The 19569-nt window shown below is 64.9% G+C and carries 13 protein-coding genes and 5 pseudogenes; 10 read left to right on the top strand and 8 right to left on the bottom strand.

Annotation, left to right across the window (positions count from 1 at the left end):
* Positions 1-184: 184 nt before the first annotated feature.
* Positions 185-571 (top strand): YciI family protein, encoded by a 387-nt coding sequence (locus tag PIB19_RS19865; protein WP_271238726.1) that lies wholly within the window; start codon positions 185-187, stop codon positions 569-571.
* A 58-nt stretch (positions 572-629) separates the two neighbouring features.
* Here the strand turns inward: PIB19_RS19865 and PIB19_RS19870 are convergent, their stop codons facing one another.
* From PIB19_RS19870 to PIB19_RS19885, 4 genes are all read right to left on the bottom strand, one after another.
* Positions 630-2477, bottom strand: a complete 1848-nt coding sequence (locus tag PIB19_RS19870; protein WP_271238727.1) for a TonB-dependent receptor — start codon at positions 2475-2477, stop codon at positions 630-632.
* Positions 2417-2854 carry a hypothetical protein gene (locus PIB19_RS19875; protein WP_271238728.1) on the bottom strand — a complete coding sequence of 146 codons (438 nt, stop codon included), beginning with the start codon at positions 2852-2854 and terminating at the stop codon, positions 2417-2419. The genes PIB19_RS19870 and PIB19_RS19875 overlap by 61 nt, the downstream gene beginning before the upstream one ends.
* A complete protein-coding gene (locus PIB19_RS19880; protein ID WP_271238729.1) occupies positions 2806-3441 on the bottom strand; it encodes a TonB-dependent receptor plug domain-containing protein in 636 nt (211 codons plus the stop codon). Before PIB19_RS19880 ends, PIB19_RS19875 begins: the two co-directional genes overlap by 49 nt.
* 241 nt (positions 3442-3682) lie before the next feature.
* Positions 3683-4621, bottom strand: coding sequence for a Gfo/Idh/MocA family protein (locus PIB19_RS19885; protein ID WP_271238730.1), 939 nt, complete (start codon positions 4619-4621; stop codon positions 3683-3685).
* 135 nt (positions 4622-4756) lie between these two features.
* Here PIB19_RS19885 and PIB19_RS19890 point away from each other — a divergent pair.
* The 5 genes and pseudogenes from PIB19_RS19890 (at position 4757) to PIB19_RS19905 (ending at position 9824) form a co-directional block, all read left to right on the top strand.
* A pseudogene (locus PIB19_RS19890) lies at positions 4757-6561 on the top strand (IlvD/Edd family dehydratase).
* A gap of 35 nt (positions 6562-6596) precedes the next feature.
* Positions 6597-7748, top strand: a complete 1152-nt coding sequence (locus PIB19_RS19895; protein ID WP_271238731.1) for an aldose epimerase family protein — start codon at positions 6597-6599, stop codon at positions 7746-7748.
* A 19-nt stretch (positions 7749-7767) separates the two neighbouring features.
* The gene (locus PIB19_RS19900) at positions 7768-8784 is read left to right on the top strand and encodes an endo-1,4-beta-xylanase (RefSeq protein WP_336297200.1); all 1017 of its coding nucleotides are present in this window, start codon (positions 7768-7770) and stop codon (positions 8782-8784) included.
* On the top strand, positions 8705-8911 hold the full coding sequence (locus PIB19_RS23270; protein ID WP_336297201.1) for a hypothetical protein: 207 nt from the start codon (positions 8705-8707) through the stop codon (positions 8909-8911). The genes PIB19_RS19900 and PIB19_RS23270 overlap by 80 nt, the downstream gene beginning before the upstream one ends.
* Positions 8911-9824: pseudogene (locus tag PIB19_RS19905) on the top strand (family 43 glycosylhydrolase). Before PIB19_RS23270 ends, PIB19_RS19905 begins: the two are co-directional and overlap by 1 nt.
* Positions 9825-10011: 187 nt before the next feature.
* Here PIB19_RS19905 and PIB19_RS19910 read toward each other — a convergent pair.
* From PIB19_RS19910 to PIB19_RS19925, 4 genes and pseudogenes are all read right to left on the bottom strand, one after another.
* A complete protein-coding gene (locus PIB19_RS19910) occupies positions 10012-11871 on the bottom strand; it encodes a methyl-accepting chemotaxis protein (protein ID WP_271238732.1) in 1860 nt (619 codons plus the stop codon).
* 416 nt (positions 11872-12287) lie between these two features.
* The gene (locus PIB19_RS23850; protein ID WP_443018759.1) at positions 12288-12455 is read right to left on the bottom strand and encodes a glycoside hydrolase family 95-like protein; all 168 of its coding nucleotides are present in this window, start codon (positions 12453-12455) and stop codon (positions 12288-12290) included.
* Positions 12444-14572 (bottom strand): annotated as a pseudogene (locus PIB19_RS19915) (glycoside hydrolase family 95 protein); the annotation flags it as partial. The gene PIB19_RS23850 and the pseudogene PIB19_RS19915, both read right to left, overlap by 12 nt.
* 380 nt (positions 14573-14952) lie before the next feature.
* Positions 14953-15696 carry a FadR/GntR family transcriptional regulator gene (locus PIB19_RS19925; RefSeq protein ID WP_271238734.1) on the bottom strand — a complete coding sequence of 248 codons (744 nt, stop codon included), beginning with the start codon at positions 15694-15696 and terminating at the stop codon, positions 14953-14955.
* 198 nt (positions 15697-15894) lie between these two features.
* Here PIB19_RS19925 and PIB19_RS19930 point away from each other — a divergent pair, with 198 nt between their 5' ends.
* From PIB19_RS19930 to PIB19_RS23275, 4 genes and pseudogenes are all read left to right on the top strand, one after another.
* The gene (locus PIB19_RS19930; protein ID WP_271238735.1) at positions 15895-17529 is read left to right on the top strand and encodes a sodium:solute symporter family transporter; all 1635 of its coding nucleotides are present in this window, start codon (positions 15895-15897) and stop codon (positions 17527-17529) included.
* Between the two features lie 169 nt (positions 17530-17698).
* Entirely contained in the window at positions 17699-18391 is a 693-nt protein-coding gene (locus tag PIB19_RS19935; RefSeq protein WP_336297203.1) for a 2-dehydro-3-deoxygalactonokinase, read from the top strand.
* Positions 18388-19016: pseudogene (locus tag PIB19_RS19940) on the top strand (2-dehydro-3-deoxy-6-phosphogalactonate aldolase). The gene PIB19_RS19935 and the pseudogene PIB19_RS19940 overlap by 4 nt, the downstream one beginning before the upstream one ends.
* Positions 19017-19133: 117 nt before the next feature.
* Positions 19134-19568, top strand: a pseudogene (locus PIB19_RS23275) (tryptophan 7-halogenase); the annotation flags it as partial.
* Position 19569 lies beyond the last annotated feature (1 nt).

The raw sequence follows: 19569 nt of genomic DNA on the forward strand, positions 1-19569 counted from the left end.
GCGAGAGAAATGCGGGGAGGCCGATGCCTGTTCCCTTGTCCCGCGGCGCGTCCCTCGGTCGCGGACCTTCGGGGCGGCTATTCGGCGACCGTCAAAAAATTTGCAGGGCGCTGTCGATTCCCCAAAACCTCGTTCGTCGTTCCGATGCCGGGTCGATGAAGCCGGCTCAGACAGGAGACAGACAATGCGTGTGATGGTGTTCGTGAAGGCTACCGAGGACAGCGAAAAGGGCCTTTTCCCGACGGCCGAGACGGCCGCGATGTTCGAGGCGATGGGCAAGTTCAACGAGGAGCTGGTCAATGCCGGCATCATGCTCGCGGGCGACGGCCTCAAGCCATCCTCGCAGGGCAAGCGCATCGCGTTCGACGGCCCCGGCCGCACCGTGATCGACGGCCCTTTTGCCGAAACCCGCGAGCTGGTCGCCGGCTATTGGCTCTGGGAAGTCAAGGACATGGACGAGGCCGTCGCCTGGGTGAAGCGCTGCCCGAATCCGATGATGGGACCGAGCGAAATCGAAATCCGGCCGCTCTACGAGATGGCCGATTTCGAGAGCCTGACGCCGCGCCGGTAAAGAAGAAGGCCGGAGGACTCGCGTCCTCCGGCCTCCGGTTTGCTTCGCGACGGCTCCGTCAGAAGCGGAAGCGCACGCCCAGCGAGTAGCTGCGCTCGAGATACAGGATCTGTCGCGCATAGACGTCGCCGGTGTCGTATGCGCGCTCGCGCTGCAGCGGGTTGCCGAGCAGGTTCACGATGTCGAACGCGATCGTGATGTTCGGGACCGGCGTGACCGAGGTCGAGAAGTCGAGTTGGCTGCGGCCCTTTTCCTTGATGGCGTGCGCGATCGGATCGAACGTCTCGAGGGTGTAGTTCGTCACGAACTTCGACCGGTAGTTGTAGGCGAGACGCGCCGAGAACTGTGGCTTCTCGTATAGCGCAACGAGATTGTACGTCCATTTCGAGACGCCCGGGAACTCCTGCTGCTCGTTGTTGAGCGTCGCGGCGAAATTGGGCTGCAGGTCACCCTTGGCGTCGATATAGGTGCCGTTGGCCTGAAGGCCGAAGCCCTTCATCCATTCCGGCAGCCCGTCGATGTCGAGGAAGCTGGTGAAGGTGACTTCCGCGCCCTGCAGCCGGGTCTGGCCGAGGTTCACCGGCCGGTCGATGCGCAGGCCGGGAGCCGAGCGATCCGCCACCGTCGCCAGGAAGCCCGCGGCATCGTGGCGGAAGACCGCCGCCGTGAGCGAGCCCGTGCGCGAGAAATAATATTCGAGGCTCACATCGTAATTGTCCGAAGTGAGCGGCTTCAGGTCTGGATTGCCGGCCGAACCACCGCGGCGCAGACGCTCGACGCAGTCCGGGGTTGTCGGAGTGAGCAGGCAGGGATCGCCCGGTGCGAGGATCGGCGGCTGGAACAAAGTCGTGTTGGGGCGAAGATCGAAGAAGTTCGGCCGGGTGCGCGTCTGGGTGTAGGCAAGGCGCAGCTGCAGCTGGTCGGTCAGGCCGATGCGTGCGCTCGCATTGGGCAGATAGTCGGTATATTCGCTCTCGGCGGTGACCGCCGGGTTGGTGACCGGAACCCCCGGCGCCTCGACGCGCGAGAAGCCGTCGATCTTCAGCTTGGTCTTGACGGCGCGCAGCCCGACGACGCCGTCCACTACGACGCCGCCCAGATCGAAGCCGTATTTCAGCTGCGCATAGCCGGCATAGGACTTTTCATTGGCGCGGAAATTCTCGGACGGATTGAACGGCGGAATGCCTGCGGGCACGCCGTAAAAGCTGCGCAACGCGGGGAGATTGTCGCGAATGCTGTCGCGCGTGATCGCGGCGTAAAAGACGTTCGGCTGTACGGTGTTGTAGGTGAAGCCCGGCAGGCTGGCGACGACTTCGGCGCCCGGAAGCGCAGTCATCGGGATGCCTGCGCCTTCGTTGTTGACGTAGAGGTTGCCGAAATCGCGGCCGGCCTTGCGGTTGGCGTAGCGCAGGCCGACTTCGAGGCGCTTCAGGAAGCCGAGGTCGAGATCGTAGGAAAGGTCGGTGCGCGCCTGCCAGTCCTTGCCGTTCACCACCAGTTTCTCCTGGTAGAGACCGCGGCTGATGAAGTTGGCGGGATCGCCGATGTTGAAGTTGAGGAAGGTCTGCGTCGGCCCGCCGTCATGTGCGGCATCGAACTGAACGTTGCGCACCGGCGAGTTCGCCATTGCATAGTCGATGTTGACGAGGTCTGCAGTGTACTGGCTGTCGGTATAGGCGATATCGGCCGAGATCCGCAGCCGGTCGCGCGTCCAGATCACGCCGCCGCCACCCTGATAGGTGTCGGTCTTGCCGTTGAACGAGCCGGTATAGCCGTCGGGCCGCACCGCGCCCGAGACGGTCATGCTCGAAATCTGGTTGGTGCCGGGGATCGTCGAGATGTTCGTCAGCGTGAGACCGGTCGAAACGCCGGGCACCGTGGCGCCGCCGAAGATCGGGATGAACATCCAGCGATTGTAATCCTTCGAGCGGAAGCCCTGGAAAAGGCCGTCGGCGTAGATTTCGAGCTCGGGGTGGGCTTCCATTGGAAGGCGGCATTCGCCGAAGGGCGCCAGCGGTTGCCGTAACCGAGGAAATTGCCCTGCGCATCGGGGAAGCGCAGTCCCGCCGGAGCGCCTGGCGCATAGTTGGAGATCGAGCCGTCGCCGTTGACCTGATTTGTCTTGGCAATCACCAGCGACTGCTCGCGCGTCGAATCGAGGAACTGGATGCCGACATAGGAGACGTTGAGCAAAAGCCCCATCTCGCCGATGCCGGTATTCCAGCGATCGCTGATCAGCAGATTGCCGTTGGGGGCCTCGCGCTGCGCCTGCTCCGAATGCACGTAGTTGAGCGAGCCCGAAAGCTCGAAGCCGTTGAAGTCGAACGGCTTGCGTCCGCGCACGTTGACCGCGCCGGCGATGCCGCCTTCGATCTGGGGGCGAGACCCGATTTGTACACTTCCAGCGCCGCGACGGTGCCGGCGGGAAAGTCCTGGATCTGAACGTAACGGCCCTCGGCGGTGAAGATCTCGCGGCCATTATAGGTGGTGGTCAGATTGGGCAGGCCGCGCACTGTGACGCCTGCCGATTCACCGCCGCCGCGGGTCACCGCCACGCCGGCGACGCGCTGGAGCGCGGAGGAAGCGAAGGTGTCGGGCAGCTTGCCGATATCCTCGGCGACGATCGCGTCGACGATGCCTTCGGATTCGCGCTTGATCCGCTGCGAGGTCTCGAGGCTGCGACGAAGGCCGGTGACGACGATCGCGTCCTCCTCGGCTTGCTGCGTCGAGGTGCCGGCTGCAGTGGCATCTTGCGCCCCAACCGCCGCATCTTGCGCTGCCGCCGTCGAATCGGTCTGGGCAAAGGCGGGCGCAGCCTCGGCGAGAATGAAGAACGAAGTCGAAGCTAGAATCATGGATTTCAGGCGCATCGCGCATACCTCCCCTGGCGAATTTCGAGCAGGACTCTTGGCGAGCCTCTCTGTTCAGCCCGAGGCTATGCAACCGGTTCCGGCCACTGCCAAGTGATTTATCATATCAATAAGATGGGACGCGCAAAAAGCGCGGACAGCGTGGCGTAAAGGACACAGTATGGGAGCCTGGGTGCGCCGATCCCGGATCATGGCGCACGTCATGCGGCCGGCCCCGGTTAGTGGGACCGGCCTTTGGACTCTAGAAAGCGAACGGCTCGGTCACGCGGCGCTCGGCCATCATGAAGGCGTCGGCGACGATCTGGAGCGGGCGGATATCAACATCGCTCTCGCCGCGCGCGACCAGCTCGGCGAAGCGCGCATAGAGCCGCGGATATTCGCGGTCCGGCGCCTTCTGCTCTTCGCCGCCGGGAAGCTGCAGGATGCTGCCGCCCATTCCGAGCCGCAGCATGCCGACGTCGGTGTCGATCTCGATGTCCCAGGTCTGGGGGCCGGTCTGAAGGAAGTCGAACATGATATCGACCCGCGCATCGCCGCTGCGCATCTCGAGCGCGGCGGCGAGCGGCGAGGCGCGGCCTTCGGGCACTTCCATCCACGCCGATTTGAGCAGCATCGGATCGGGCAGGATCTTGGTCGCGATCGACAATGCGTTGATGCCCGGATCGAACACGCCGAAGCCGCCCGCGGCGAGGATCCATTCCTGCCCGGGGTGCCAGCGGCGAATGTCTTCCTTCCAGGTGATCCGCACTGCGAGGATTTGCTTGCCGTGGAGCCATGCCTTGGCCGGCTCCACGCCCGCGGCCTCGCGCGAATGCCAGGTCGTGAACAGCACGACACCTTTGGCGCTGGCGCGCTCGGCGAGCGCTGCGATCTCGGTGAGCGTCGCCGCCGGTGGCTTTTCGAGCATCACATGCAGCCCGGCGTCGATCGCAGTCACTGCCTGTTCGTAACGCCCGTCGGGCGGCGTGCAGAGCGAGACCGCATCGAGATCGTGCCCGCCCGCGATCATCGTGGCGATATCGGGATAGCCGGTGACGCCGTCGAGCGTAGCATGCCGGCTGGCGGTCGCCACCAGTTCGAAGCGGCCATCCGCCGCGAGAGCGGGAAGATGCTGGTCGCGGGCGATCTTGCCGATCCCCACCAATCCCAGCCGAATTGGACGCACTTCACTCACCGACATCCTCATAATTTCCTTTTATAAGATATATATGCTCTTCCTATTGCCGTACTCTGCCGGTATCAAGCCTGCACGACGCTGCCGGCCCGAACAAAGAAGGCGCCGGAGCGCAAGGCATATTACGCACCGGAGAGGTGAATGAGCGACGCGAAATCTGGTTTGAATGGCGGACGTCCGCCGCTGCGGTCGCGTGCCTGGTTCGATAACCCGTCCAATCCGGACATGACGGCGCTCTATGTCGAGCGCTATCTCAATTTCGGCATCAGCCTCGAAGAGATCCAGTCGGGCAGGCCGATCATCGGAATCGCCCAGACCGGCAGCGATCTCGCGCCGTGCAATCGCCACCATCTCGAGCTTGCCAAGCGCGTGCGCGAGGGGATTCGCGACGCGGGGGGCATCGCGCTCGAATTCGGCACCCATCCGATTCAGGAAACCGGCAAGCGCCCGACCGCGGGGCTGGATCGCAACCTGCAATATCTCAGCCTCGTCGAATCGATCTACGGCTATCCGATGGACGGCGTCGTCCTGACGATCGGCTGCGACAAGACCACGCCCGCCTGCCTGATGGCCGCCGCCACCGTGAACATCCCCTCGATCGCCTTGTCGGTCGGCCCGATGCTCAACGGCTGGTTCAAGGGCGAACGCACCGGATCGGGCACGATCGTATGGAAGGCGCGCGAAATGCTCGCCGCGGGTGAAATCGACTATCAGGGCTTCATCAAGCTCGTCGCCTCGTCGGCGCCGTCGACCGGCTGGTGCAACACCATGGGCACCGCGACGACGATGAATTCCTTGTGCGAAGCGCTCGGCATGTCGCTGCCCGGCTCGGCGGCGATCCCCGCGCCCTATCGCGACCGGCAGGAAAATGCCTATCGCACCGGGCTGCAGATCGTCGAGATGGTGCATGCCGACCGGAAACCTTCGGACGTGCTGACGCGCACTGCCTTCATGAACGCGATCCGCGTCAACTCGGCGATCGGCGGCTCGACCAACGCGCCGATCCACCTCAATGCGATCGCCCGCCACATCGGCGTCGAACTGAGCCTCGCCGACTGGGAAGAGCATGGCGCGGACGTGCCCCTGGTCGTCAACCTCCAGCCGGCAGGCAAATATCTGGGCGAGGATTTCTACCGCGCCGGCGGCGTGCCCGCAGTGATGGGGCAGCTGCTCCGCGCCGGCCTGATCGACGGCAGCGCACTGACCGTCAACGGCAAGACCGTCGCCGACAATGTCGGCACTGCCGAAACTGAGGATGCGGATGTCATTTTCCCGCTCGATGCGCCGATGATGCGTGCCGCGGGGCTCACTGTATTGTCGGGCAATCTGTTCGACAGCGCCGTGATGAAATTGAGCGTGATCTCCGACGAGTTCCGCGCGCGCTATCTCTCCAATCCCGACGATCCCGAGGCGTTCGAGGGCAAGGCCTTCGTGTTCGACGGGCCCGAGGATTATCATCACCGTATCGACGATCCGTCGCTGGGCATCGACGACAATTCGATCCTGATCATGCGCGGCGCGGGGCCGGTCGGCTATCCGGGCGGCGCCGAAGTGGTGAACATGCGTCCCCCGTCGCATTGATCCGCGCCGGGGTGCATGCGCTGCCGTGCCTCGGCGACGGGCGCCAGTCGGGCACCAGCGGAAGCCCGTCGATCCTCAACGCGGCGCCCGAGGCCGCGGTCGGCGGCGGGCTCGCCTTGGTCCGGACCGGCGATCGCATCCGCATCGACCTCAGGAAGCTCCGCGTCGACGTGCTGGTCGACGATGCCGAACTCGCGCGGCGCCGCGAAGCTTTGGCCATCGACTACGTTCCCGAGAGCCAGACTCCCTGGCAGGAGATCCACCGCAATCTGGTCGGACAATTCGATACTGGCGCGGTGCTCGAAAACGCGGTCAAATACCAGCGCATCGCCCAGACGAAGGGCATTCCGCGCGACAGCCACTGATCCGGACCGACAAGAACAAAATGGAGGGAGAGAGAATGAAGACGATCGCTGCTCTGGGACTATTGGCCGCCCTGGCAATCGCCGCGCCCGCCGCCGACGCCGCCACGGCGAAGCGCGGCACCTTCGGCAAACTGCCCGACGGCCGCACGGTCGATTCGGTGCTGCTCACCAACAATCGCGGCCTCTCGGCCAACATCATCGCTTATGGCGCGTCGATCCAGTCGCTGGTGATGCTCGATCGCGCCGGCAAGAAGGCCGATATCGCGCTCGGCCACGAGAACATGGACGGCTATCTCAAGTTCCCCAACTTCATCGGCGCCACGGTCGGCCGCTTCGCCAATCGCATCGATGCGGGGCGCTTCACGCTGAACGGCCGCCAATATCAGACCCCGCTCAACGACAGCACCAATTCGCTCCACGGCGGTTCGATCGGCTTCGACAAGGTACTGTGGCAGGTCGTCTCGGTGAAGAACGGCCCAACTGCGTCGGTGACCCTGCGCTATGTCAGCCCCGACGGTGATCAGGGTTATCCCGGCACGATGACGGTCGATACCACCTATGCGCTGGACGAGCAGAACAACCTGACGATCGAATATACCGCGACCACCGACAAGGAGACGATCGTCAACATCTCCAACCACGCATACTGGAACCTGTCGGGCGAAGGCTCCTCCAACGGCGCGATGGGGCACGTCGTCACCATCCCGGCGGATTCGATCACACCGGTCGACGAGACGCTGATCCCCACCGGCGAGTTCCGCCCGGTCGCCGGCACCGTGTTCGATTTCCGCAAGCCGCGCGCGATCGGCGATCGCGTCCGCGACGCCAGCGACAAGCAGATGGTCTATGGCCGCGGCTATGATCACAATTGGGTGATCGGCCACAAGGTCACCACGACCCAGCATCTGATGTCGCGCGTCTCGGATCCGGTCTCGGGCCGCAGCTTCGAACTCTGGTCGAACCAGCCGGGGCTGCAATTCTATTCGGGCAATTTCCTCAACGGCACCTTCTCGGGCAAGGCGAAGAAGATCTATCGCGAGGGCGACGCAATTGTGATGGAGCCGCAGATCTTCCCCGACGCGATCAACCAGAAGGGCTTCCCCGAGGCGCGTCTCCAGCCAGGCCAGACCTATCGCAACGTCATGACCTACAAGTTCAGCAGCGGTGCGGCCGCCGGCCGGCGCTGATCTTTCAGGAGAGACCAGAATGATCCGTCGCAGCTTCCTTTTCGCGGCCTCGGCGCTCGTCCTCGCCACAGGGATCGCCCCGGCGCAGGCGCGCGATGCCTGGACCAAAACCCAGGCCAACGCCTGGTACGACAAACAGCCCTGGATGGTCGGCGCCAACTACAACCCGCGCACCGCGATCAATCAGTTCGAGATGTGGCAGGCCGATACCTTCGATCCGAAGACGATCGATCAGGAGCTCGGCTGGGCGAACGCGATCGGCATGAACGTCATGCGCGTCTATCTCCACAACATGCCGTGGGAAGAGGACCCCGAGGGCCTCAAGCGCCGCATGGACCAGTTCCTCGCGATCGCGGACAAGCACAAGGTCCGCATCATGTTCGTGCTGTTCGACAGCTGCTGGGATCCCGATCCCGTCTCGGGCCGCCAGCGTCCGCCGATCCCCGGCGTCCACAATTCGGGCTGGATGCAGGCACCCGGCGCCGCGCGCCTCGCCGACAAGAGCCAATATGACAAGCTGCTCGCCTATGTCACCGACGTGGTCGGCCATTTCAGGAACGACAAGCGCATCGTCGCGTGGGACGTGTGGAACGAGGCCAACAATGAGGGCGGCGGCAATTACAAGCCGACTCCGCGCAAGAAGGAGCTCGTCGCCGGGCTGCTCGGTCGGGTGTTCGACGCGGCCTATGCTGTCGATCCCACCCAACCGCTCACCAGCGGCGTCTGGATCGGCGAGAATTGGGACAAGCGAGAGACTCGACGCCGTCGAGAGGATCCAGATCGATCGTTCGGAAGTGATGAGCTTCCACGATTACAACTGGCCCGAGCAGTGGGAACGCCGCGCGAAGCAGATGCAGAGCTATGGCCGCCCGGTTTTGTGCACCGAATATATGGCGCGCGGCAACGGCTCGACCTTCGACGGCTCGCTGCCGCTCGGCAAGAAATACAATATCGCGATGATCAACTGGGGCTTCGTCGACGGCAAGTCGCAGACGCGTCTGCCGTGGGACAGCTGGAAGAAGCCCTACACCTATGACGAGCCGACGATCTGGTTTCACGAGGTCTTCCGTGCCGACGGCAGGCCCTATCGCCAGGCCGAGGTCGATCTGATCAAGCGCCTGACCGCGGCGCCGAAGGGCGTGGTGCCCGCTTCGGGCAAGTAATGCGCGGCTTGCTGTTCGCGGCGCTGCTGGCGGGCCTCTCGCCGGCAGCGTCCGCGCAGGAAGTGAAGTCGGTCCTGGCCGGCGCCGATCCCGATATCGAGTTCGCGGAAGGCCGTTACTGGATCTACCCGACCGGCGGCGACGGCCTCTCAGCCTGGTCCTCCGCCGACAAGCTCGAGTGGACGCGCGGCGAGCCGCTCCTCCGCCTCAAGGATATCCGCTGGGTCGAAGACGACCGCGCCCCACGCCATTTCCTCTGGGCGCCCGACATGGTCCAGGCCAATGGCGGCTGGTATTTCTATTATTCGGTCGGCCCCCAGAACCCGACCCCAAGCCGCATCGGCGTCGCGGTGTGCAAGGGGCCGGCGGGCCCTGCACCGACAGCGGCAAGCCGCTGATTACCGGCGGCAGTGGCTTCGAGGCGATCGATCCCGCCGTCTTCATCGATCCCAAGAGCAAGACGCCGTATCTCTACGCGGGCGGCAGCGCCGGCGCGACATTGCGTGTCTGGGCGCTCAAGCCCGACATGGTCAGCCTGGACCATGAAGTGAAGGTCGATACGCCGCCCAATTTCACCGAGGGCGCCTTCATGCATTATCGCAAGGGCATCTATTATCTGTCCTATTCGGCGGGGAAGTGGGACACCTCCTCCTATCAGGTCCATTATGCCGTATCGCTCTCGCCGACCGGCCCGTGGCGCTATGGCGGCCCCTTGCTCGTCGGCGACAAGCGCTATCGCGGTCCCGGCCACCACGCCTTCTTCGAGGATCCGAAGGACGGCAAATGGTACATCGCCTATCATCGCTGGGAAGGGCAGTTCGGCGACGGCCCTTATCAGGGCAGCCGCCGCGTCGCGATCCAGCCGATCACCTATCGCGAGGATGGCGCGATCGAAACGATCCGGATGAAGTAGTTTAATCCTCCCCCGCCAGGGGGTGTCGCCGAAGGCGACGGAGGGGAGGAAGCACTAACCTCGCGGTGTGCTTCCTCCCCTCCGTCATGCTGCGCATGCCACCTCCCCCTGGCGGGGGAGGATTGAAGACGAAAAGGGCGCCGCAGCTTTTGTCGCGACGCCCCAATTCTGTTCGAGAGGACAGGCTTTAGAACGAAGCCCAGTCGTCCGATCCGCCGCCATTGGCCATAGCGGCGACGGGCAGCGGCTTGACCGGCGAGACGTAGCCGTTCGCCTTGGCCGTCCTCGCGGGCCTCGCCGGCACCTGCGTCCGCACCGCGGCGACGCGGGCGCCGTTGCCGACGTTGAACTTCGACGCCTGTTCGCTGAGCGCAGCGACTTCGCCCGACAGATTGCGTGCCGCGGCCGAGGTCTCTTCGACCATCGCGGCATTCTGCTGGGTCGACTGGTCCATCGTCCCGATGGCGACGCTGATCTGGGTGATCGCCGTCGACTGCGCCTGGTTGTCGGTCGCCATCTGGTTGAGCAGGCTGTGCACTTCGGCAACGTCGCCCGAGATGTCGGCGAGCGCGCCGTCGACCTTCTGGACCATCTCGACTGCCGCGACGATGTCGGTCTGGGTCGCGGTCAGCTGGTCGCGGGCGCGGCCGGCTTCCTCTTCGGCGCGCATCGCGAGCGCCGAGACGAGATCTGCGACCACCGCGAAGCCGCGGCCTGCTTCGCCGGCCCGGCCTGCTTCCACCGCGGCGTTCATCGCGAGCACGCGGGTCTGGAAGGCAATCTTGTCGAGGCCCTCGATCACGCTGTCGATGCCCTTGGCGCTGTCGGCCACGCGGGTCATCGCTTGCACGGCCTCGTCGGCGATCCCGCGGCCGCCGCTCACGGTGGCGATCGCGCCGTCGGCACGCTCGACCGTGCGGCTGGCGGATGCGGCAGTCGCCTTGAGGCGGCCGTCCATCTGGGTCACCGCCGCCGACGTCTCCTCGAGGCTCGCGGCATTGGCCTCGGTGCGCCGCGCGAGATCCTCCGATGCCTGGGCGATCTCGCCCGAGCCGGTGCGGATCGTCGCGGCGCTTTCCATCACCGTGCCGATCAGGTCGCGGAGCTCGGCCACGGCGCCGTTGAAATTGACCTTCACCGATTCATAGGCCGGCGAGAATGCCTCGCTGATCTCGCTGGTCAGGTCGCCTTGCGCGAGCTTGCCGAGATTGGCCTCGAGCGTCTCGACCACGCGCTGCTGCTCGGCATCGGCGATTCGCTTGGCCGCGTCGGATTTCTCCTTCTCGATCGCCGCCTCGCGGAACACCAGAACCGCCTTCGCCATCGCACCGATCTCGTCGCCGCGATCCGTGCCCGGAACGTCGACGGCGTTGTCGCCGCCGGCGAGCTTGTTCATCACGCCGGTCATCTGCGCGACCGGCGCCGCGATGCCGCGTGAGAGCAGCCAGCCGAACAGCACCGACACCGCAAGCGCGAACGCGCCGCCGATCCAGATCGCCCAGGTCGACGAAGCGACCGCCGCCTCCTCGGTGGCGATCCGCTTCACGACGCGCTCTTCCTGGACCTTGCCGATCTCCTTGATCAGCGGACGGATATCGCCGAGCATCTTGACGCCCGAAAGCTCGCCGGCCTGGCCGCGCGTCGCGGGATTGCGCGCGAGTTCGATGACGTGATCGAGCTTGCCGCGCAGCGTCTGCACATTGGCGACCAGCTGGTCGATACGGGCGTGCTGCTCGGGCGAAGTCGAGTATTTCTTGAACTCCGCGACCGTCTCGCCGAATTTCTCGCCATTCTCCTGATAGGTTTTGAAGAACTCTTCCTTGCCGAGGATGGCGAAGCCGCGCGCGGCGTTCTGCTGCTCGAGCACGTCGGTCAGCAGTTTCTGGCTTTTCTCGAGCGCGCGCAGCGACTGCTCCTTTTCGGCGGCAGCAGTGACGAGCGACGAGAGGTTCGAGAAGACGAGACCGCCTACACCGACGAAGATCACGATCAGCACGGCAAAGGCGCCGCCGAGCTTGCGGGAAATGGAGAGGTTCTGCAGCGACATCATCGGCTCCGTACAACAGCTTCCGGCGGAGCCCTCGCCAATGGCGAGCGCCTGCGAACACGCTCGCTTTCGCGGGTCCGGCACGCCGGGTCATCAATGCCATCATAGGAGGAGGGGCAGGGGACTCGCGCTGCCAACCCCATATTATTCCTCGGGAAAAACCGCGGCGGGCATTTGTTGCCAGCTTGTTTCTGCCTTATCGCAATGACTTATAGCGCACTCTGACTATCTTTTGCGACACGCAGCCAACCTACGTTCAGCCGAACAGGGAGCGGCCGGCGCGCGGACTCCGATACTTGCCGTCGCTGTCGAGGCGAATCTCCTGAGCTCCCGATGGCGCAGCCGGAGCGAGGCGCCGGGCTTTCCGACCAGGGCGAAGGATCGAAGCTCGCTTTTGCTCCACGCCAGATCGACGGTCACGCCCCGCGGGCCCTGACGCCCTTCACGCGGCCGGTGGGCCAGCTGGTGGGCAGGGCCGGCAGCAACAGGATTTCCCCGCCCCAGGATTGGACGATCATTTCCAGGATCCCCGCCGCGCCGCCGAAATTGCCGTCGATCTGGAAGGGAGGGTGGGCGTCGAACATGTTGGGATAGGTGCGCTGCGGTCCCTGCAGCGCCTTCAATATGCGGTGCGCATGGTCGCCATCTCCCATGCGTGCCCACAGGCACAGGCGCCAGGCGGTGCCCCAGCCCGTCGCCATGTCGCCTCGCTGCCGGAGCGTCGTCTTCGCGGCCTCGATCATCGCGGGCGTGTCGCGGACATTCAACTGGCTGGCGGGGTAAACGGCATAGAGATGGGAGACGTGGCGATGATGCACGTCCGGTGCCTCCGCATCCCAGTCTTCGAGCCATTCCTGCAGCTGCCCCGCTTTGCCGATCCGGTCCGGCGCGATGCGCGCGCGCGTCTGGGCAATTCGCTTCAGGAGCGGATCGTCGGCCTGCAACAGCTTGCCGGCCTGAACGCAATTGTCGAACAGGTCGCGGATGATCTGACGGTCCATTGCCGGCCCCGCGCAAAGCGACGAGCCGAACGGGTGCTGATTCTCCGGCGAGACCGAGGGTGAGGTGATCAGGCCTCGGCCCTTTGGGTCCTCGACCAAAGTATCGAGGAAGAACTCCGATGCCCCCTTGAGCAGCGGATACAGCCGGCGGAGCACGCGCTCGTCCCGGGTATAATCATAATGGTCCCACAAGCTGTTGCAGAGCCAGGCTCCGCCGCAGGGCCACAATCCCCAGAGCGGTCCGTCGATGGGAGCGGAGGCGCGCCACAGATCGGTGTTGTGATGCGTCACCCAGCCGCGGGCATCGTACATCGTCCTGGCGGTCTTCGCGCCGGTCACTGCAAGATCCTCGACCATGCGAAGCAGTGGTTCGACGCACACGCTCAGGCCGGCCGGGTCGGCGGGCCAGTAATTCATCTCGGTATTGATGTTGATCGTGTACTTGCTGCCCCAGGGCGGATTGGTGCCTTCGTTCCATATCCCCTGCAGGTTGGCGGGCTGGGTTCCGGAGCGCGACGACGAGATCAGCAGATAGCGGGCGTACTGGAAATAGAGCGCGCTTAGCGCCGGATCGTCCGCGGTTTCGAAGGCGGCGATGCGGGCATCGGTCGGCCTCGACGCGGCGGGGCTGCGGCCCAGATCGAGCGAAACCGATTTGAACAAGGTCTGATAGTCGCGGATATGGTCGCGCCGGATCAGGTCATAGGGCTTTGCCGCAGCCGCTTCCGTTTGCCGCCGTACCCGGGCGACCGGGTCTCCGCTGACATCCCGGTAATTGACGAAGCTGGTGGCTCCGGCGATCAGCAGCGTGACGTGGCTCGCCCCGCGTACCTTGATGCCGGCACTTCCGATCGTCACCTGACCATCCGAGAGCGCCTTGATCCGCATCGCAAAGGTTAGTCCGGACGGAACGCCGTCATTTCCTTCGTTTCTTCCGGTAGCCAGGAATGCGTCGGCGCCGTCAGCCGCCAAGGTCAGGCCCGGTCGAGTCTCACCCGGCGGCTCGACGGCGAGCCAGTCGACGGGCTGCGCCGTGGCCAGATCCGTCGCAGAGCCCCTGTAATCGGGCGAGGCATATTCGACCTTGCGCGCGCCCCGATAGGCCAGATCGAAACCGAAGCGCCCCTCTTGGGCTTCGATGCGCAGGACGATCACCTGATCCGGCGCCGAGACGAAAACCTCACGCGCGAAGACGGCCGAGGCGATCTTATAGTCGGTCCGCGCAATCGCGGTCTCGAGATCGAGGCCACGTTCATACGCCAGGGGCTTCTGCGCCCCGTCGAACGTGAGCAGGATGTCCCCCAAGCTGCCGTACGGCATCTGCCGTAGCGGTTTCGCCATCATCCTGGCCGAAGCCAGGTCCGTCGCTTCCTTGTAGCGGCCCTGGGCGATCAATCGCCGCACTTCGGGCAGCGCGGCGAGGGCCTCGGGATTGTCCGGGTATAAGGCGCTCCCGCCCACAGGGTGTCCTCGTTCAGTTGCAGGCGCTCCTGCGCCACCCGGCCGAACACCATCGCTCCCAATCGCCCGTTGCCGACGGGCAGGGCCTCGTTCCAGCGCGCGGCGGGTTGCCGATACCATAATGAGAGATCGCTTCTGCTCGGCGCGGTTCTGGCCGACGCCGATGCCGGCAGCAGCCAAAACGCCGCCCCGCTCGCCAACACCGAACGCCGCGAAACCGATCCGTCTCCGCTTTCCACTTATTCCTCTCCTTTTTGTCGTCGTTGGCGACTTTGGATCTTGCCGATCAGGACGCGGCATTCCCGCGAGAGAGGATGCGGGTTATCATTAGTGAGGTCAATTTTATATATGAATGCCAGTTTTCGCAGATTCATCCCGTTTGGAACCCGCCACCGTTCCCGGACATTCGTGTAGCGAACGCGATCGTAGCGGCGTCTAATGACCGCTGCTTTTTCCCTCTCCCCTTGTGGGAGAGGGAAGGGGCCCGCTCGCAAAGCGAGTGGGAAGGGTGAGGGGGACTGAGTCTCACTCCCCCTCACCCTTCCGCCGACTTCGTCGGCTCCCTCCCTCTCCCACAAGGGAGAGGAGTTTTAGTCAGCTTTCAACCAATAGCAGGCGCTCAGTCCTCGGCCGGCCCCGCTTCGACATTCTCGATCAGGTCGAGCACGTCGCTGATCAGTGCCCGCATCGCGGTGCGCGCGGCATCGGGATCGCGCGCTTCGATGGCGTCGCGCACCGCGGCGTGATCGGCGACATTGGCGGTGCGGCCCTTCATCCGGTTGGTGAAGCGGATCGAGGTGCGCAGCGCAGTGCCCACCACGTCGCGGAACTGCGCGTAGAAGGGATTGCCCGATGCGCGCAGGATCGCGACGTGAAAGGCGATATCGGCTTCGAGCGTGTCCTCGAGGCCCTGTTCGGCGGCTTCCATGCGCTCGAGTCCGTTCGAGATCCGGGCAAGGTCCTCCGGCGTGGCGACGCGCGCGGCAAGCGATGCGGCCTCGGGCTCGATCGCGACGCGGAGCTGGTTGAACTGGCGCAGCAGGTCGACCGAGAATTGCCGCTCGAGCAGCCAGTGCAGCACATCGGTATCGAACAGGTTCCAGTTGGTCGCGGGCTGCACCACCGTGCCCTGGCGCGGGCGGGCGCTCAGAAGTCCCTTGGCGGTCAGCATCTTGACGGCCTCGCGCGTCACCGATCGGCTGACGCCGTGCTGCTTGGCGAGCTCGGCCTCGGTGGGAAAGGCCTCGCGCTCATAACGGCCGGTGACGATCGCGCGCCCCAGGCTGTCGAGCATGCCATAGGTCAGGTTCCGCCCGAGCTGAGGGCCTGCATTCTCCGCGTCGAGCCTCGGATAATTCGGCATTCTGGTTGCCCCTTGATCGATCCTGACAACCTTGTCAGGATCCCTCTCCTCGTCATTGTTCCGCATACGTTAGCGCAGCGGTGGCGCTGGACAAGTCCAATAAATACGATAAATGAACCAAAGCCGCGCAAATAGCGGCGGCAAGGCGGGACTAGAGCGCGGCACGAGCCGCCGGACCGCGGGGCAGGGAGGAAGCGAATGACGAGTCTCTCGCAGATCGATCTCATCGTCGTGATCGTTTACGCCATAGGTATTTTCGGCCTAGCGCAATGGGTTAGTCGCGAAAAAGCCGGGCATGCCAAGGATACGTCGGATTATTTCCTCGCGTCCAAGTCGCTGCCGTGGTGGGCGATCGGTGCTTCGCTGATCGCCGCAAATATTTCTGCAGAACAAATCGTCGGCATGGCCGGTTCGGGCTATGCGCTCGGCCTCGCGATCGCTTCCTATGAGTGGATGGCGGCGCTGACGCTGCTGATCGTCGGCAAATTCTTCCTGCCGATCTTCCTCAGGAACGAGATCTACACGATGCCGCAGTTCCTCGAGCAGCGGTTCGGCCGCGTGCTCCCGGTGCTGATGGCGGTGTTCTGGCTCGCGCTCTACGTCTTCGTGAACCTCACTTCGATCATCTGGCTCGGCTCGATCGCGGTCAACAAGGTCGCGGGCGTCGATCAGACCGCGGCGCTGATTGCGCTCGGTGGCTTCGCCTTGCTCTACCAGCTCTATGGCGGCCTCAAGGCAGTTGCGCTCACCGATATCGTCCAGGTCACTTTGCTCGTGCTCGGCGGCTTGGTCGTGTCGTATCTCACGCTCAACCAGATCGGCGGCGATCAGGGCGTGCTCGCCGGCTTCTCGGTGCTCACCGAGCGCGCGCCGGCGCATTTCGACATGATCCTCGCGCAGGACAATCCCTTCTACAAGGATCTGCCGGGCATCGCGGTGCTGGTCGGCGGCATGTGGATCGCCAACCTGTCCTATTGGGGCTTCAACCAGTACATCATCCAGCGCGCGCTCGCCGCGAAGAACCTCGGCGAGGCGCAGAAGGGCGTGGTGTTCGCAGCCTATCTCAAGCTGCTGATGCCGGTAATCATCGTGCTGCCGGGCATCGCCGCAGTGGTGCTCGCGCCTGAGCTGGCCAAGCCGGATGAGGCTTATCCGACGATGATGAAGCTGCTGCCCCCGGGCCTGCTCGGCCTCGTCTTCGCGGCGCTGATTGCGGCGATCATCGCGTCGACGGCCTCCAAGATCAATTCGATCGCCACCATCTTCACGCTCGATCTCTATGCCAAGGCACGCGGCATGAAGACGCGTGGGGAGGACGGCATCGCGGTGGTCGAGGGGCAGGAGAAGCATCTCGTCCTCGTCGGCCGCGTCGTCGCAGCCATCGCCGTGGTGATCGCGATCATCGCCGCCAAGCCGCTGATCGGCCAGTCGGATCAGGCCTTCCAGTTCATCCAGGAATTCTCGGGCTTCTTCACGCCGGGCATCACGGTGATCTTCCTGCTCGGCCTGTTCTGGAAGCCGGCGACCGAAGCCGGGGCGATCGTCGCCGCGCTCACCTCGGTGCTGCTCTCGACCTTGCTCAAATATTCGGTGCCGGCGCCGTGGCTGCCCGATGCGCTCAACGCCTATCTGCTGCCTTTCATGAACCGGATGATGTTCGTGTTCGTGGTGAGCCTGTTCCTCGCGATGGTCGTCTCGCTGGTCGTCCGCGGCCGCGGCGATGCCAACCGGGTGACGATGGAGGGCGTGACCTTCCGCACCTCGGGCGCGTTCAACATCGCCGGCGTGGGCGTGATCCTCATCCTCATCGCATTGTACGCGACCTGGTGGTGAGTTTCGGCAGCCGCTTCCTCGCCGTCGACTGGGGCACGACCAATAGGCGCGTGTTCCTGATCCATGGCGGCGTTGTCGCGAAGACCGAACGTGACGACCGGGGGTTACCTCGGTCGAGGACTTCGAAGCCGAGGCGGCGGCGATCCGCGGCCGCTTCGGCGACCTGCCGATGCTGCTCGCGGGGATGGTCGGCTCGAACATCGGCTGGCGGCCGGCGCCCTATGTCGCCGCGCCCGCCGGCATGGCCGAGCTGGCGGCGGGTTTGCTCTGGATCGACGACCACACCGCGATCGTCCCCGGCATCTCGACGCTGGTGAACGGTCGCCCGGACGTGATGCGCGGCGAGGAAGTCCAGCTGCTCGGCGCAGTTGCCGCCGGCCTCGTCCCGGCGGACTCCCTGCTCGCCCAGCCGGGAACCCACTGCAAATGGGTCGAGATGCGGGACGGCAGGATCGCCGACTTCGTCACGGCGATGACCGGCGAGCTGTTCGCATTGCTCCGCAAACACGGCCTGCTCGCCGCGCAGCTCGGCAGCGAAGTCAGTCTCGGCGACGCCTTTCGCGAAGGCGTTGAGGATGGCAAGCGGCAGGACCTCGCGGCGTCACTCTTCGGCATCCGCGCCGCCAAGATGCTGGGGCAACGCGACGATGCCGACGCGGCCTCCTATGCCAGCGGCCTGCTGATCGGCACCGACGTCGCCGCCCGCCTCGCGAGCTCGGCGCACGACGCCGTCCACATCCTCGCCGATCCGATATTGGGCGGCCTCTATTCCGCGGCCATTCAAGCCCATGGCCGCAATGCCTATCTGATCGACAGCCACGCGGCGTTCGTCGCCGGCATCAACGAGATCGTGAAACAATGACCCAGGTCGCCGCCTTCGATTCCGCCTTCGCCCGCTGCCCCCTCATTGCCATCCTGCGCGGCGTGAAGCCGGACGAGGTCGAGGGCATCGGCGATGCGCTGGTCGATGCCGGTTTCACGCTGATCGAAGTCCCGATGAACTCCCCGATCCGCTCGACAGCATCGCCCGCCTCGCGCGCCGCTTCGAGGGGCGGGCGGTGATCGGCGCCGGCACCGTCCTTACCGAGGGGCAGGTCGAGCAGGTCCGCACCGTCGGTGGCACGATGATCATCTCGCCCAACGCCAATACTCGCGTGATCGCCGCCAGCGCCGAGGCCGGCATGGTCTCGCTCCCCGGCGTAGTGACCCCGACCGAAGCCTTCGCCGCGATCGAGGCCGGCGCCACCGCGCTAAAGCTCTTCCCCGCCGAGGGTTCCAGCCCCGCGACCCTCAAGGCGATGCGCGCCGTGCTCCCGAAGGACATGCGCCTGCTCCCCGTCGGCGGGATCGCGCCCGACACTATGGGTCCGTGGCGCGAGGCCGGCGCGGCGGGCTTCGGGCTCGGCTCGGCGCTCTATAAGCCCGGCCTCACCGCCGCCGAAGTCGGCGCGCGGGCCCGGGCCTTCGTCTCGGCACTGGCCAGCTGACCGATTGATCGCCTAGGCTCCTCCCGGAGAGGGGGCGCGGTGAACCAGCCGGCTAAGAAAGTGATCGTCATCGGCGGCGGCACCGCCGGCTGGATGGCCGCATCGGCGCTCGGCAAGATGCTGCCGCACGCGTGCAGCGTCGAGCTGATCGAATCCGCCGAGATCGGCATCGTCGGGGTCGGCGAGGCGACGCTCCCGCATCTGCGCGCCTTCATCCAGACGCTCGGGCTCGACGAGGCCGAGTTCATGACCGCCACCCACGCCACCTACAAGCTCGGCATCGAATTCCGCGATTTCGGCAAGCCGGGCGATTCCTATCTCCACCCGTTCGGCGATTTCGGCCGCCCGCTGAACGGCGTGCCCTTCCTGCAATATTGGCTGCGGATGCGCGCGCTGGGGCAGGGTGGCGAGATCTTCGAATATTCGATGGCCAATGTCATGGCGGCGGCAAAGCGCTTCGCTCCGCCCGAGAGCGACCCTGCCTCTCTGCTTTCGACCATCGGCTATGCCTATCAATTCGATGCGACGCGCTTCGGCCCCTATCTGCGCGGTT

Source organism: Sphingomonas sp. 7/4-4 (assembly GCF_027941955.1).
GTDB lineage: Bacteria > Pseudomonadota > Alphaproteobacteria > Sphingomonadales > Sphingomonadaceae > Sphingomonas.